Below are 15,632 nucleotides of genomic sequence, written 5' to 3' on the forward strand. Positions count from 1 at the left end.
TCATATTTGTCTTTTCTCGCTTCGGTATAAAAGTTGTTCTTACCAGCCCTGCATACCGCAGGGCCCTTCAAATAACGCAATAGCAACCGGCCTCTCGGATGAGGCTCTCCAGTATCGCGCCCGGGTCGGCATTTGCTTTATCTAGGGCGGTCACAAAGCTCCCTCCTGGGTAGATGGGGGGATGCGTCAGGATATTTTCGAGCACCACCCCGAATTCACTGCAGACCTGGAAGTCAATCTGGACAAGGCCTTCCAGCGCGAGAAGGTCGCAGGCTTTCTCTGCGAACTGCTCGATCTGCAGTTCATCGGCGGGAGATAGGCTGTAGTCGGCCGTGTAGCGGTAGGGATAGCAACTGGCATTGCTTTCCCTCTTTACGATCGCAAGTGGCATCCTGTTGACGACGATGCAGGCCATATGCACAGTTTCCGGGCTATAGGGTTCGATCAGGGCCGTATCGCAGAACTTGAAGCACTCTTGGATTTGCTTTTCGGCGCCCGCAGTATCGCGGATATCGATGACGTTCTCGCCGTACCATAGCTTCTGTGTCAGCGTGCTGATTTTTATATGGGTCGAAGAAAAATCAAACGCGTCCCCGTACGGGGCGCTGCTCTCCCGGCTGACTTCCCGGTAAGCTGTTACAGGGATATTCTCATAGCCTAATATCTTTTTGAGGCTTTTCTTGTTGTATGTCTTGTTGGCGGCCTCAACCCCACAACCGACATAGTCGATATTCTCTATGTCCAGCAATGCCTGCGTGTACCCCTTCGTTGCCAACATATCGTGCTGGGCAATGAAGGCACAGTCGATATTGAGCTGGTGATAGAGGCGCTGGTTGATGAACTGCGGGTTGATCAGGTTGATCTTGCAGTTGAGCAGGCCTAGGTGCTTTTCGAGGTATAGGAAGGTCTGGTCTGCCAGTGGGCGCCAGTACTGTACGTCCCCGCTGATGAAGATCCCGATATTCACAGGCCGCCCCGCTGCTCTTTGGTCAAAGGGGGCTGCTGGCAAGCCTGCGGTGTTTTTATCATTACGCATATACATAGGGCTGGATTGACTAACGAACACCGAACAAGGTTACATTTCGGCGGTAATGAAAAAAGTTAAATATTATTAAGGGCGGCAGGCCTATTCCCGGAATGCCTACCGCTCTAGAGCCCCGGTTATATGGGCTGCCCGGCGGGGCGTGATCGCTAGATACTTTCGAGAACTTCACTGATAGGTGGGGTTTCAGGTGGGCTATACGTTTGTTGGCACTATATGTGTAGGTCGTTTTCTTATGCCGGTTATTCGTGAATTCAGAACGTTCTTTTATGCGCTGTCATTGATGATCCCACCGTGGTGGGATCATCATTCTATGGTTAGATAGAAGCAGTAACTACAGCGTCAGCGTGTTGAACATGATCAGATCCAACGCCAGTACCGCCCCGCCGAGCACCATCATCGCCAGCACTTTTTCAATCGGTTTGCCAAGGTAGGTTACCCCTTGCTCTTTCCTTGAATATAGATAGAAAGGTAACCCGCAGGCATAGAGCAACAGCGACAGGAGCAGGTAGTCCATCCCGCCGGCATAGATCAGCCACAAGCCGTAGACGGATCCAATTGACATCATAAGCACCAAAGAGGCCGGGCGCTGTTTGTTTTCCATGGTGACCTTCAGGCCGAAGGCGGCGCACAGCAGATATGGGATCAACGCCATTGATGAAGCCAGCTGGATCAAAATGTTGTACCCGGCATCATTGAGGTAATTCACAACCAAGAACATTGTGATCAGGCTGTTGGTCAGCCGCATCGCATTCTTGGGGATTTGGTTGGCGTTGAGTTTGCCGAACACGGACGGGGCGGTGTTGTTTGTCCCTCTGGCGGCCAGGAACAGCATCTCGCTGGAAATCATGGTCCAGGCCAGCAACGCCCCGCCGACTGAGACAATCAGGCCGATATTAATCAGCATGCCGCCCCAGGGGCCGACCGCGTATTCCAGCACCTGTGCCATTGACGGGTTTTTCATTCCGGCAAGCTCGGCTTGGGGTACCACCCCGAGTGAAAGCAGGGAAACGCAAATCAGCAGGATGATGGTGATGAGAAAGCCCAGAATCGTTGCCCGGCTGACCACTTCCATGTTTTTCGCCCGGGAGGCATACACGGTGGCACACTCAATGCCCAAAAATACCCATACAGTGTAGAGCATGGTGTTTTTTACCTGGCTGGTTACCGAACCAAGCTCGGGGGATCCCCAAAAGTCAGTGGTGAACGTATCGATTTTGAACGCTAAGGCAACAAGCACGATAAACAGCAGGATGGGGATAACTTTGGCGACAGTGACAATGACGTTTAGTGTGGTTGCTGACTTAACGCCGCGCAATACAAAGAAATGCAGCATCCACAGGGTAATGATGCTGCAAACCATGGCTGGGAATGTGCTGCCATTGCCAAAGAAGTCGAAGATCTGGAACGAGCCCAGCGCGCTGTATATAACGACCAGATAACCGACGTTGCCGACCCAGACAGAAATCCAGTACCCCCATGCCGCATTGAACCCTAGGTAGTCGCCGAACCCTTCCCGCACGTAGCCGTATACCCCGTCGTCAATATCCGGCCGGTTAACAGATAACCACTGGAAAATCTTTGCCAGGGTGACCATACCGAAGAAAGTGATAACCCAGGCGATAATGATAGCGCCGGCCCCTGCCCCTTCAGCCATATTTTGCGGCAAACTGAAGATCCCACTACCGACAATCGCCCCCGTTACAAGGGCGGTCATTGGCAGCAAACCCAGTTTCCGTACGCTCTTGTCTGTCATCCTTTTTCCTCCTGAAAAAGGGAGGACACCCCTGCCCTCCTCCATAGCTGATTAGAAGCGTAGCGACATGCAGCTGACGCCACCGTCAACCTTGCGGTATTCCGAGGTATCGACGGTTTCCACCTTGTATCCCAGCTCGCGAATTTTGCCTTCTGTTGCCGGGTAGCCGCTTGGCATAATGACGGTACCGTTCACCCAGATACAGTTGGCGGCATAGCTTTCGTTTTCTGGGATCTCGATAATGTTCAGGTGGGCGAATTCAGGCTTGTTGATGAATTCGCCGGCAGCGAGCAGGTTACCGTTTTCCAGGTAGGCCAGCCCGGTTTTGAGGTGGAGCACCTCCTCCAGGGGAACGATGTGGCCTGACATACCGTATTTCTCGAGTATCGCAATCAGCTGGATGGCGCCTTCTTCATTGGTCCTAGCCGACTGGCCGATATAGAAGGAATCACCCACCATCATCACGTCACCGGCATCCAGGGTGCCAGGGGCTTTGATGTGTTCAATTTTGTCCCCGTAGAAACGGCGCAGCGCCGGCTCAATCGAATCGATTTCCCCGCGACGCGTATCGGCTCCGGGGCGGGTCACAATGCCGCAGTGTTTGGTGCAAAGCGCAGGGTCTTCAACGAAGACAGAGTCAGGGTAATCCTCTAGCGGTGGAAGCAATAAAATTTCCACGCCGCACTTTCTCAAAGCATCCAAATACGCCAGGTGCTGTTTCATGGCGAGCTCGTAATCGGGTTTGCCTTCGTCAGCGGAAGAAATGCCATCAACCAGTGCTTTACAGGGGGTACGCGCAATAATGTAGTTAAACATAGTCAGTCCTTTTTATATTCGTCTCTAACGTCTGTGCTCAGTACATAGCGAGAACCGTGCCATTTTGATTTTCTGGTTTAAAGGCTTTTAAAATCATGGTTTTAAGTTGTTTTTCATGGCTGTGGTCGGCCGGGATAGCATGCCGAAATATCATCAGTGATGAAATTTCGGCAGGTTATATCTAACTACCTAATTTATTTGATTTTTATGTGAATTATCTCGCTAAATTGGCAGTAATGGCGTGGTTTAATATGACGATAATTCGTCAGTTTAGGGATGGGACTGAGATGGAGAAACACCCCGCGGAGATACTATCGTTTCTTAACCAGGTGATGACAGTCTTTGACAGCATCGCCAGCTCCTACATCATTATCGACGCATCAGAGACGGTTGTAGCCTATAACGAGGTTAGCTCCAAGCTGGACGGTATCGCCGTCGGTAAGGTACTCAACCGCAAGCTGCTGGATGTGTTTCCAACCCTTACCAGAAACTCGAGCTCGATGCTCCAGGTGCTACGTAGCCGAGTGCCTATCTGGAACAGGGCCCAAAGCTACCAGGCACCGTCGGGTAAAGTGATGACCATGACCTCATCGACCTTTCCCATAACCGATGTTGGTAACACGGTGCTGTTCGTGATTGAAGTCGTTCATGACATCAGCAACTTAAGGGAGCTGACGGATCACGTGATCCACCTGACTGAATCCCTGAAGGAAAGCCAGCCTCCGACAAAGCAATGCCTGCAGATTGTCACCGAGAACAAACAGTTTCAGCGGCTGCTCAAGGATGTGAGAACCTTCGCCCAGACACAGCTTCCGGTACTGATCGCCGGGGAAACCGGTACCGGCAAAGAGCTGGTTGCCCGCTATCTCCACCTCAACGGCAGCCATAGCAATGTGGCGATGGTTACTATCAACTGCGGGGCGATTCCGCCGACCCTAATCGAGAGTACATTGTTCGGCACGGTCAAGGGGGCGTTTAGCGGTGCGGAAAACAAGAAGGGGTTACTTGAGCTGGCTGATGGCGGTACGCTTTTCTTGGATGAAATCAACTCCATGCCGATAGAGGTACAGAGCAAGCTGCTGCGGGTTGTTCAGGACGGCGCCTTCCGCCCGCTGGGCGGTAACAATGAAAAGACTGTCTCTATCCGCTACATCGCCGCCATGAACGAGCAGCCTGAAGTCGCGATACAGAAAAAAGAGCTGCGCTCTGATCTGTTTTACCGCCTTGGTGTCTGCATGGTGGTGCTTCCCCCGCTGCAACAGCGGCTGGATGATATCCCGCATTTGGTTGAGCATTTTATCCGCAAGCATAACCCGCTGCTCAATACCGCTATAACAGGCTATACCCCGGACTTTATCCGGTCGCTGGAGTCACGGCCCTGGCCCGGTAACGTCCGGATGCTGGAGAACGTGGTGCTGCGCTGCATGCTGATGTGCTCGCAGTTAAGCGAAGGAGTGCTGAGTGCATTGCACCTGGGCTCAATACAAGAACAGCCGCTTTCTGTCGATACAGTACCTGCTCACCAAGAGTGGATGCCTGCAGATAGCTGGGAGCCTGACGAATCGCTGGCCGAACATCTTGCAGGCTATGAAAAGATGTTGCTGGTCAATGCCCTCACGCGGTGTAAAAGCAACCATAGCGAAGTGGCGCGGCAGCTAAAAATTCCCCGCACAACACTGCAGAGCAAGCTGCGCAAATATGGCATCAGTACTTAAATTTGTTGTTTATGCGTACCATATCGTTACCCTGCGGCGTTGCCGTTAAAGGTTCTTGTGTTCGATTTTGCGTCTTATAGATCAAAAAGTTTTCCGCCATGCTACGTACAACTTATCCATGATTGTACGTGGAATTGGTATCTTTTGCCCTCAAACTGCCACAGACTTTCAATCATATTTATGGTCACTCTGGGTAATCACCCGTTACGGGCTGGAAATACCAAAATTAAGGGCTAGTTGGTGTATTTAACATTCCTGTACCGTCATACACCCAAAAGAAAAATAGATTTAATAAAGTGCTTTAAAGTAAATTTTTGTGAATTACATCTCAAAATATTCTTGATGATTGTTCTATCACATAAAGTGCACACTGTGTAAGCGAAGGTGATTATTATGAAATCAAAAACTTTGTTTCTTATCTTTAGTGTTTGTGTTGGCTTGGGTGTCACAGGAGTGTTGGCGTCAGTATTAAATGAGAATGGCGACTTAGAAAAGAGAAGTTCTGTTGTATTCCCTGCTCCAATAGTCCTTTCTGCTAATGCTGAGCAATGTAAGTACCAATGCGATTTAAGGCATCCTGACGATTATGAAATGTGGAGAAGTTGTTTTCGAGCGTGTACGAGTAATTGAAGATAACGCCCGTTAACCGAACCTCTAAAGGTCGTCTCTGGCGGCCTTTTTGTGTTACAGGTAGATATCTGTAACACAAAAAGTAATGGGATTCATCCTTCGTAATATAATTTACTTAGATCTGGTTAAATTATTTATATTTAAGCACTTAATTATCTTTATTGTGTTACAATTGAAATACATTATGCTTGAACCTGATTTGCCTCCCCATATTTGCAGTATTAACTTATCCTTGCGTTTTATATTTGCTGAGCAATTGATGCAGATGCCTAGTTGGCCACGGTAACTCTTCATTGTATCCGTGGGCTCGCCGGGATACTTTCAAAACCATATCGTCCCCGCTGGGCTGGGTATTTGTCATCTTTATGGCTGTAGCCTCGCTTTTGTCGCTCACAGTAATGCTTGATGGCCGGCCTTGGTTGATGATTGCCGAAATTTTCGCATTCAATGCCGCGACTTCATCGAAATAAAAGCGCTGGATGTTTGTGCACTCGGAAAATTTATCTAGGAAGGCTGCGTATTCATCTTCCGTACGATTGATAGCTTCGGTTTGGGAACTGAATATTACCCCAAGCATTCCTTCTTCATCCGTCAACCAGTTAAGCATACTTATTGGCTTGCTTATCCCACGTTCACAGAGGTATCTCTGGAAATCAGCAACATCGGGTTGCGGGAAGAGCTCCAGGCAATATTGTGCCTGTCCATTAATTTGGTGATAGGCCGTAGTATATTCCGTGACGTGTTTTGAAAGGTTTTCCTTGAGCCAGAAGTGAAAAGCCTCAGTTTCTAGAGGGCAGTACTCGGCCCACATCATTCCCTGCTCATTGAAACGGAACGGCCTTATTTCAAACCTCCTTTTAGTTGAGGGGAGGTGTGGGTGCTTGGGGTAGGTAAGGATGAAATCAAGAGTGAAAATGTTCGATTCCGCATCCTCACTGATATCTGTCCTTAGGTTATATTCACAGGGACTGAACTTGTCCGTTGCATATTCTTCGTCGATCGTATTAGTGATGAATTGGATGAGGGTTCCAAGTTGGCCGAATGTCTGTCCGGCAGTGTTGAAACCGTCCGGTTTCCATTCTTTATCCTTCCAGAAATATTCCTGACACCAGTAATGTGGTAAGTACTCCTCGAGAGCTTGTTTTCCTTCTAGCTGCTTTTGACTTATCCCGAATACCCGGCACAGTGCTCCTGCGGTTTGTTGGCTTGTTTTTCCATTTTTTTCTATGCGTTTTACCTGGCGTACCGTCTTGTCTATAGCCATGGCTAGTGACTCCTGGGTGTGTTTTTGGGCTTTTCGGCATTTCTTTACAACACGAGAGTCAACAGTAGCTAATTGGTTGTCGTTCATATAAGTATCTGCTCCGTATCAACTTATATGAATGATACCACCAGACCATGTCACCTATGGCCTCGCCAAGGTGACATGGGGTGACATTAAAGTTAGCGTACGATAGCTGGACCTTCTGTTACTTATAATGTATTACATTTGTAATACATTATATCAGTCTGAACCGGTTGGCCTTCCACTCGGCACCGTCGATCAGGCCCTGCTGGTACAGGCCTCCCCAGTCATAGAAGAACGGTGCGAAGCCTCCGCCTCCGGTGATATGCCCGACGGCGATGCAGGCTACCACTACCCCGGCGGCGATCGCATACTCGATAGGGTCGCCGGTGCGGAAGCGCCCGCCGAACAGGTGGAAGCGGCGGTCGCTGTAGGGCGAGAACGGCACGCCGGAAACCGTCATGGCATCAGTCAGGATATGGCTGACACCGCCCCATGCAAAGGCGGCCAGCAGCCCGTGGTAGTCCCAGATAAACGTAAAGGCCACGGCGGCAAGCAGCCAATGGGTGAAGACGTGGGTCGGGCCGCGGTGCTTGATATGGCGGCCCGCCAGCTTGGCGATGTACTCGAACCAGTCGGGTGCTGTCGCCCCGGCCACGCAGGCGGCGACGTGGGGCGGGGAGATCACCGCGCACACCGCCCCGGCAATCAGGGTATGGTTGAGCCATTTCATTGGGGCAACCTTTGCTGCAATGCGGTATCCGGCGGCGGCAGGTAGGCCAGAGACTTCAGGTAGCTGTTTACCTGCTCCTGCCGCGCGGTGTCGCACATCGAGATCAGCGCCAGCCGGTTCTCGACAATCTGGGATTCGTACTTGAGGATATCGCGCTGGGCTGCGGCGACCTTCTCGAGGAAACCGACCTGCTCGGTGATATTGGCGATCCCCTGCCTGACCCGCGCCTGTGAACGGGCCTCCATCACCAGGTACAGCCCCATCTCGCGGTAGGCGTGGTTGCGGTTGGCCAGCGCCTGGGCGAAGGTCGCGACATTCTTGGCGGTACCGACCCGCCGCTTGTGCTCCCATTCCCTTTCCCTGGCCTGCTCGGTGGTCGAGTAGAGCGGCATCTCGCCGACGACCCCGATGTAGTGGTCGGTGATCGCCGGCCAGTTGCTGTTGTCGAACTGATCCACGCTCGAGCGCATCCCGGCAACCAGGCTGAGGTCGATCTTGAACTTGGTCTTCTCTGGGTAGCAGTTGTTGACCACCGCGAAAATGGCATCGGGGTCGACCTTCGGGGCGGGCACCAGTGCCGGTGACGGCGTCACGAAATGTGGCGCCTCTCCTTTTAGCGTCGGCAGCTCGAACGGCCTGATATCCGGCGGCGGCTCTGCAGGCTGGATCCACGGCAGGCTGATATTCCACCCTTTCCCCTCTTCCGCCGCTTTTGCATCAGCCGGAAGCATCAGGCTGGCGGCGAGTGCCAGGGCGGCGAGCAGGATCAGCAGGGCCACAACCAGCGCGCGGAGGAGTATTCTTACGATGCTAGTCAGCACGGGCCGAGCGCCTCCCGCTGCCGAGCATCTGCAGGCCGCCGATCACCGCCCCCGCCTCCCAGGCCCCGGCGACCACGCAGAGCGCGACGAGGAACCAGACCAGCGCCTTGGTGGTATCGTAGCTGACGTCGCTCTCGAGGTTGGTGCGCTGGGGATCGCGGCGCTCGATGACCGGGCGGATGGAGGGCGGCAGGCGCCCCTCCTCGCTGGCGGCAACCAGCCACAGCTTGGCCGACATCATGCACCTGCGGGCTACCTGCGCCTTGCGGCCGGTTAGCCTGTGGGCATCGTCGACAAACAGCAGCGCCTGGGTATCGAGCAGGTAGTCGGCAAGCAGATCGGCCTTCTGCTGTAGGTTGAGCCGCTGCCAGGATGTCGGGTTGTCTTCCCCTGCGGTAAATTCTGCATACCATCGTTCTATCCCCTTCACTTCTACCCAGCTGGACAGCGGCATCAGCCCTTCCAGCAATACCGGCTGCGGCTTGCGGCCCCAGATCTCGCTGCGGCTGTCACGCAGCCGGGCCAGCCAGCGGCTCTTTCCGGAATCGTGGGCGCCCGTGATCAGCTGGCAGCGGGTGCGCTTCAGGCTGGTCTCGGTACGGCTTCCGCTCGGGGCAAACTTGCGCGGCGCGTCGACGATAAGGGGGGTGACATAGCGGCTGCCGTCGCGGCGGATCCTTTTGTGGTCGGTACGGAGTTTGAGGAAGCGCATGTGTCTCTCTGATGGCTGCGAGAGGTTGAGGTTAGTGCAGTAGTTGTTTCTAGGGGAAAAGAAATGCCCCGTTTTGCGAGGCATTGTACTGTGCTGTGAAATATGAATCCTGTCAGTTACCTACCTTCGGGCAAACTCGGCCCATAAGGGATAATGGTCGGAAATACGGTGCGACAGCTGCTGCCGGGTGAGGCTAGGGTAGAGGATCGGGACGAAGTCGAAATTACCGGCATCCAGGAATGACATATTCAGCTGGGCCTTCTTCGACCGGGTGAACCAGGCAATTTGGTCGTAGAATTTGTCATCCTTCCCGGCGTGGAAAATCGATCTCGGTACCCTGTTGAGAGCATCGGGGACGACAAGGCCCGTTGAACTAAATGCATCCCATAATGGATCTCCCTTCCGGTCGATATTGAAATCACCAAGAAGGATCAGGTTATGGTGGAATCGCTTGCTGCTTTTCGCCCACTCTGCCATCCATTCGGCGATGGCTTCCAGCTCGGGAACGCGCTCCTGGCTGCTGTCACCATAGAGGATATGGGCAGTCACCAGGATAAATGTCTCGCTCCCCGCCCTGAAGCTCACCGCATAGGGTGTCCGGGCAAACTGCTTGCTGATGTTACTCGGGTCTCCGAGGACTTCTGGCGGGAGTACCAGCTCGCAGGCAAGCCCCGACAGTTGTACCCGATCGGTATCGAAGATATAGGCAAGTCTCTCGCTATTGCCTTTTTTTCCCCTGGTGACGTCGGTCATGATAAAGGCCCAGCGATCTCCGAGGTACTTCATCATATCCCGCAATGCTCTCAGGTTGCTGCCTACCTCCTGTACCGCACAGACATCGAACCTGCTGATGATACTGGCAATGGATAGCAGGCTCCGGAGATCCCGCTTCGGGCTGTAGTCATTGCCGCTTGTCCCCCAGTCCCGGGTAAGGTTGCCGAACCTACGGATATTCCATGTCCCGATCAGCAGGTTTCCATCGTGTTTGCTGGGAATGGTCGCGTCAAGCGATCCGGCAAGGCTCTGCTGTTCGCTGGCAACAGCAGGCGGGGGCGCCTCTAGGATTGTTGCCATGCTAGCCTCCTGCTATGGTCCTTACCATGATACGCTCGGTGCTGCAGGACTGCTCGTGCTCTGTACAGGCCATCGGTTCCCCGCTGCGGTCGAAGCAGATACGGATCTCGTCGAGGGTATCATTGCTGGCTTTCCTGAAGCTGCGGTTCTCATCGCAAGCGATCTCAATCATCTCGCTATTTAGTTGCTTGTTTGGTGCGATGATATGTCCTTTCAGTTCTTTGGCGCTGTATTGGCGGTGCTGCAACCTTGGTAGGGTTAAGGTTTGCCAGAGCTTCTCTGTCAGTGCGAAGTACTCCGAGCGCTTGAGGCCGGAGCAGGTACCGTGCCGTTTCCATTCGTGCCCGATTAGGAAATCCGAAGGCATGTACTGCCAAACCATCGCGGTGTCTATTTCATCAAAAGCGTCAGGCAAGGTAGCGCACTCAAGTGGGTAACCTTTTTCCGTGCTGTCATAGTACTGCGGCCATAGGCCATGGACGATCCAGTCCCGGCTGCACTGGTCCTGCTTGTAGTCGTCCTTCGATATACAGAACTCAGGCGAATAGCTGATCGCAAGTTTGTAGTAATCGAATTCTCCGGGGGTGTGTTCGGTTTTCTTTACGGTGTTGTTGTGGCCGATCTCGCCCTCGGCGCTACCGCAGCGGGCATAGGTCCATCGGCTGCCCAGGCCGGGTACCTTGATCCAGATGAACTCTTCTTTGGTGGTGTTGTATGTCAGTGCTTCGTAGGTTGTCCCGATAGTAAGTGTTGGCAGGGAGCTCGTGCTGCTCAACTCCTTAAGCTTTTGTGAGTGCGGGCACTGCTCAGTGGCCGTGAAGCTTGCCGCGGTCGCTGCTGTTGGTACGGCCAGAATGAACAGCAGGGTTAGCCAGGTCTTCATGTTTCCTCCGTCCTTGCGCGTTGGTTGGTCTCCCAAAGAGTATACAAAGCCATGCAGTACTGTTTGCACTGCTGGTCACAAAGCGACCAATTGACCGCTGTTAAATCCGGACAGGGGCGAAATTTTTTTTCGGAGACTAAGGGGTAAACAGTTAGGTGTGGTTTGGCGATGGTTGATGAGCGGGTCGCTGTACGTGAATATCGGACGTTTTTCGCGTACAGGTATCTATGACGGGGGCTGGGTGATGCCAGACAAGTGCGTTGGCATCAACCCGCCTTTCCATCGGGGGAGGTATGTTGGTTCTTCTTCCGGATCCTTTATCAGGTGCGATGGTTCTGCGACAGATTAGTTGGGGCTGGGCATAGTCGCACGGTTCGCCAGTACCGCTGCAGGTCGAGGCGTTACTCTCTTCCGTTTCCCTGCTGGTTTGCGCCATATCAAGGAAGTGACATCGTCACACCTTCGGTCATACCTAACAGCTGGGCAGTTATTGATGGTTATCACCCGTTTAGCCTGTACCTGCTTATCGCCCGCTCCGGTTTGTACCGTGGAACGGGCACGTCCCCGTCAAGACGGGAGTCCGGTTGTCACCGACCTGTTGCTTTCTTCCGTATTGCCTACCGGCAGGCCGCCCATTTGTTTAGCGTCGCTGGCGTGGTTGCCCCGCTACGACCAGGAAAAGTCGGTTTCCTGAAAAGTTGGGAGTTGGTTCAAAGAGGACGAGTTGATACGACCGCATTTAAGCGGCAGAATGGAGTGGCTATGCTATTCCTTTCCTGTTCAGGCTACGCTGCTGCAACAGCGCCCTGTCCTTGTATCCGTCCCTGGTTTATTCCGTTAGGCTATCCTTGTCGCGTAGCGCAAATGTGCTTGCAACAATAACAGTTTGCGGGGGGAAGTTGTCCTGCGGTGCCGATTGCTCGGTATAGATTGGGCCGGGGTGAAATAGGGGGATTGTCAGTTACAGTGTTGCTGGATCGACAGATGAAATTCTAATGCACTATAACTTTATATTTGAAAACAAAAAATTAAATATCTCTGATCACTTACATCAATGGCCTAATAGAAACCTCGGGGGTCATCGCCCCAGGAAGAGATTATCAAAGATCGATCCCCTCGACGATAGCCATGGCACCCTTGAATTTACGCATGAACCCCTCGTTGATAGCAATGGCATCATCCATCGCCAGCTCGCCCAATCGGTTCTTCACATTATGGAACTCCGCCGGTGTCGGCACGGCCCGCTCCAGCTCGATATCCCAGTATGATTCCACCGCATCCTCATAGGTCAGTGCCGCGACCAGCTCGGGCTCCCGGACCCTAGCCTTCTTCTCGTAGGTCGTTGCCCAGCTGTAGAGGAATTCAATCTTGTCTATCTTGCGGCCCTTCTTGATCGGCTGGTAGCCGATATAGCCGTCGGGGCCGATATCGAACTCGATAGTACGGTCTGTCTTTGCGATCTCCTCGATGGACATCTTGATGCACCGCTCGATGAACACCTTGTTGTTGGCATAGCTTTTCTTGATCAGCTCGCCTTTTTCGTTGAGCAGGCCGAAGAAGGCATGCAGGTCGGCGATGGACTGCGGATGCAGCCTGGTACCCTGGTTCTTGAAGCGGCACAGGAGCGGATAGAGCCGTTTGGAATGCTCGCGGCGCAGCTTGCGGAATACGCGGTGGTCGACCTGGGCATGGCCCTGCGAGACACCGAGGTACTCGAGCATAAGCTCGTCATTGGGTGTCATTGTCAGCACCGCGTCCTGGTATTCAAGGCGCTTGAACAGCGGGATAAAGGTAAAACTCTGTTTTCCCTCTTTTTTTATTCCCACCTTTCGGTCAGAGAGCCTGTCGGCCGTATCGGACAGCGTGTTGTAGAGATCGGCCTTCTTCACCCCGAGCCATTCGCACAGCACATCGGAGTTGAAGTTGTAGGCCGGGGACTTGGGAATGAGCCCGTTCTTGAACGACTCCCAGTGTTCCTCATGGAGTCGGCTCAGCAGCAGTGCCATCAGATCATGCTCGCGGGCCGACAGCGAAGTCTGGCTGAAAATCAGGTCATGGCTCTTCTTGAAGAACTGCGCAGGCAACTGCCTGCTGTCATCGGTACGGACGATTTCCTGCTGTGTGCCCTTCAGCTGCTGCTCCAAATTGGTCACGGCCCCTCCCCCCATCAAACAACGAAATTTGCGTGTTAAGGTCACATATTTTTCCGATTTCAGCGGGAAAACCGGAAAATCCAGTGACCAGAAGCCCAATTATGCCTGATTGCCATGCCATAACAAGCTCTCTTAGGAAAATTGTGTGACCCTTTTAAGGGATCAACTAACCGATAAAACACAGACTTAGAGTTATCCCCATTTTCCCGGAAGCATGATCGGAAAATCATGTGACCCTTACAGGAAAAAAAAGATCACCAGATCGGAAAAAAATGTGACCCTTACAGGAAAAAAAAGATCAGTTGCAGGAAAAATAAGATCAATAGCCGGAAAAATATGTGACCTAAAGTGACTTAACGTATTGTTTAAAAAGGCCAATTTAGGCTCTATATACTTTATATACTCTATATAGTTATATATAAGGTTATATATTGTTATATAGCGTGAATATGTGGATAAGTCTCTGGCGCTTCAATTTCTCCAGACAACATAACATATCCAGATGATCCTTAACCACATCAAACAAGTAACGACTGAAAGCGTCCACAATCAAATATAAGAGCACCAAGCCTCAACCCCGCAAAATCCCCCCTGCAAAGCCTAGATCTTCGCTTACAGCGCATTACAGGAGGTATTATTGCACCCTACCAACAAGTTACACAGTTCCTTTTCTTTTCAGGATCCTTTAGCGTGATCTGTATGACTTTCAGACAAGGATGACCTATGGCCAGCTATGCCTACCTACGTGTCTCAACCGATAGCCAGGATGTTTCAAACCAAAAACATGGGATTTATGAATATGCCAACCGCAGCGGCCTTTCCGATCTTTTGTTTGTTGAAGACACCGTATCAGGACGGAAAAAATGGCAGCAGAGAAAATTAGGAGGTTTGCTCGATGGCATGGCCCAAGGAGATATCATCGTCTTTGCCGAGGTCACACGGATGGCCCGATCAACCCTGCAGGTACTGGAGATCCTCGAGCTATGCATGGAAAAACAACTGAAGGTACATATTGCCAAGCAGAACATGCAGCTCGATGGTTCGCTGCAGTCAAAGATCATCGCCACTATGCTCGGTCTTGCCGGTGAAATCGAGCGCGAGTTTATCCGAATGCGGACCAGGGAAGCCCTTGCCGCAAGGAAAGCTGCCGGGCATCAACTCGGTCGTCCCAAAGGGCCAGCTAAAAAACTCAAACTCGATGCCAAACGTGATCAAATAGAGAAATATCTAGCGATGGGGCTAGGGATCAGGGCAACGGCCAAGCTGGTTGATGCTGCACCGAGTACATTGAGTGATTACATGAAACGACGCGGTCTGTAGAAGATTTGCGTATTACAAATGTAATACATTTTAATGTTACTTTAGTCGGCTTTTAATTGAATTTTTACACTGTTTTTATGACGGGAGAGGAGCTGAGATGATGTGGTTATATTTTTCGTTAGGCTAACAGCAGATATAAAAAATGCTGTCCAAAGTAAGCATTTTCTGAAGTAAAATCTTCGATTTACAAGGCTACAACGTTTGCAGCCTGAAGGCCTTTCTGACCTTATTCAGTTTCAAAAGAAACCTTTTGGCCTTCGGTTAGAGTCTTGAAACCCTCGGAAGCGATGGCACGGAAATGAACGAATACGTCGGCACCACGGTTGTCCTGGGTGATAAAACCAAACCCTTTATCTTCGTTAAACCACTTTACGATACCAGTACTTGAATTAGACATATGCTGCCCCTTAATAAAACTAATAAATAATCCGCCAGAATGCAATTTGATAAATGGTTGAATTTAATGAGATTAATTGCTCTCCTTATAAAAGCATAGCCTCGAGCACTGGAAGCATTCAAGACGAGACCTTTAGTCGATAGGTAGAGCCCTTAGGACTTAATTTCATGTGTAGTGGTCAAGTAAAATTGGCCACGGTTTTAGAGTCATTCCAGAATAACCGTTCTGACTCATTTGGCGTCAGACCACCGTTATATTGATGTGGCCTGATCTCGCTGTAATATCCTGTGATGTA

Annotated in this window: 14 protein-coding genes; 3 read left to right on the top strand and 11 right to left on the bottom strand. The window is 51.7% G+C overall.

Going from position 1 to position 15,632, the window contains the following annotated elements; genetic code table 11:
* Positions 1–67: 67 nt before the first annotated feature.
* The 3 genes from C9J03_RS25365 to ddaH all read right to left on the bottom strand — a co-directional run bounded on the left by C9J03_RS25365 (position 68) and on the right by ddaH (position 3,614).
* Positions 68–1,036, bottom strand: a complete 969-nt coding sequence (locus C9J03_RS25365; RefSeq protein ID WP_162845591.1) for a D-alanine--D-alanine ligase family protein — start codon at positions 1,034–1,036, stop codon at positions 68–70.
* Between the two features lie 340 nt (positions 1,037–1,376).
* Positions 1,377–2,798, bottom strand: a complete 1,422-nt coding sequence (locus C9J03_RS25370) for a basic amino acid/polyamine antiporter (RefSeq protein ID WP_107291783.1) — start codon at positions 2,796–2,798, stop codon at positions 1,377–1,379.
* A gap of 51 nt (positions 2,799–2,849) precedes the next feature.
* Positions 2,850–3,614: a dimethylargininase gene (ddaH, locus tag C9J03_RS25375; protein ID WP_107291784.1), complete on the bottom strand. Its 765-nt coding sequence runs from the start codon at positions 3,612–3,614 to the stop codon at positions 2,850–2,852.
* 287 nt (positions 3,615–3,901) lie between these two features.
* On the opposite strand from ddaH, the gene C9J03_RS25380 reads away from it, so the two are divergent.
* Positions 3,902–5,329 carry a sigma-54 interaction domain-containing protein gene (locus tag C9J03_RS25380; protein ID WP_249031117.1) on the top strand — a complete coding sequence of 476 codons (1,428 nt, stop codon included), beginning with the start codon at positions 3,902–3,904 and terminating at the stop codon, positions 5,327–5,329.
* 856 nt (positions 5,330–6,185) lie between these two features.
* Here C9J03_RS25380 and C9J03_RS25385 read toward each other — a convergent pair.
* The 6 genes from C9J03_RS25385 to C9J03_RS25410 form a co-directional block, all read right to left on the bottom strand.
* The gene (locus C9J03_RS25385; RefSeq protein ID WP_107291785.1) at positions 6,186–7,310 is read right to left on the bottom strand and encodes a helix-turn-helix domain-containing protein; all 1,125 of its coding nucleotides are present in this window, start codon (positions 7,308–7,310) and stop codon (positions 6,186–6,188) included.
* A 148-nt stretch (positions 7,311–7,458) separates the two neighbouring features.
* Positions 7,459–7,977, bottom strand: a complete 519-nt coding sequence (locus tag C9J03_RS25390; protein ID WP_107291786.1) for a metal-dependent hydrolase — start codon at positions 7,975–7,977, stop codon at positions 7,459–7,461.
* A complete protein-coding gene (locus C9J03_RS25395; RefSeq protein WP_107291793.1) occupies positions 7,974–8,708 on the bottom strand; it encodes a hypothetical protein in 735 nt (244 codons plus the stop codon). The genes C9J03_RS25390 and C9J03_RS25395 overlap by 4 nt, the downstream gene beginning before the upstream one ends.
* Positions 8,709–8,787: 79 nt before the next feature.
* Positions 8,788–9,510 carry a hypothetical protein gene (locus C9J03_RS25400; protein WP_107291787.1) on the bottom strand — a complete coding sequence of 241 codons (723 nt, stop codon included), beginning with the start codon at positions 9,508–9,510 and terminating at the stop codon, positions 8,788–8,790.
* Positions 9,511–9,630: 120 nt separating this feature from the next.
* Positions 9,631–10,584 carry an endonuclease/exonuclease/phosphatase family protein gene (locus tag C9J03_RS25405; protein ID WP_107291788.1) on the bottom strand — a complete coding sequence of 318 codons (954 nt, stop codon included), beginning with the start codon at positions 10,582–10,584 and terminating at the stop codon, positions 9,631–9,633.
* Between the two features lies 1 nt (position 10,585).
* On the bottom strand, positions 10,586–11,467 hold the full coding sequence (locus C9J03_RS25410) for a ribonuclease T2 family protein (RefSeq protein WP_107291789.1): 882 nt from the start codon (positions 11,465–11,467) through the stop codon (positions 10,586–10,588).
* Between the two features lie 255 nt (positions 11,468–11,722).
* On the opposite strand from C9J03_RS25410, the gene C9J03_RS26550 reads away from it, so the two are divergent.
* Positions 11,723–12,349: a hypothetical protein gene (locus C9J03_RS26550; RefSeq protein WP_146149115.1), complete on the top strand. Its 627-nt coding sequence runs from the start codon at positions 11,723–11,725 to the stop codon at positions 12,347–12,349.
* A 218-nt stretch (positions 12,350–12,567) separates the two neighbouring features.
* Here the strand turns inward: C9J03_RS26550 and C9J03_RS25415 are convergent, their stop codons facing one another.
* The gene (locus tag C9J03_RS25415; protein WP_249031118.1) at positions 12,568–13,620 is read right to left on the bottom strand and encodes a replication initiation protein; all 1,053 of its coding nucleotides are present in this window, start codon (positions 13,618–13,620) and stop codon (positions 12,568–12,570) included.
* Between the two features lie 723 nt (positions 13,621–14,343).
* On the opposite strand from C9J03_RS25415, the gene C9J03_RS25420 reads away from it, so the two are divergent.
* The gene (locus tag C9J03_RS25420) at positions 14,344–14,940 is read left to right on the top strand and encodes a recombinase family protein (RefSeq protein ID WP_107291790.1); all 597 of its coding nucleotides are present in this window, start codon (positions 14,344–14,346) and stop codon (positions 14,938–14,940) included.
* 226 nt (positions 14,941–15,166) lie between these two features.
* Here C9J03_RS25420 and C9J03_RS25425 read toward each other — a convergent pair whose 3' ends face one another.
* A complete protein-coding gene (locus tag C9J03_RS25425; RefSeq protein WP_107291791.1) occupies positions 15,167–15,337 on the bottom strand; it encodes a cold-shock protein in 171 nt (56 codons plus the stop codon).
* Positions 15,338–15,632: the final 295 nt, after the last annotated feature.

This window comes from Photobacterium gaetbulicola, from assembly GCF_003025515.1.
GTDB classification, from domain to species: Bacteria; Pseudomonadota; Gammaproteobacteria; order Enterobacterales; family Vibrionaceae; genus Photobacterium; species Photobacterium gaetbulicola.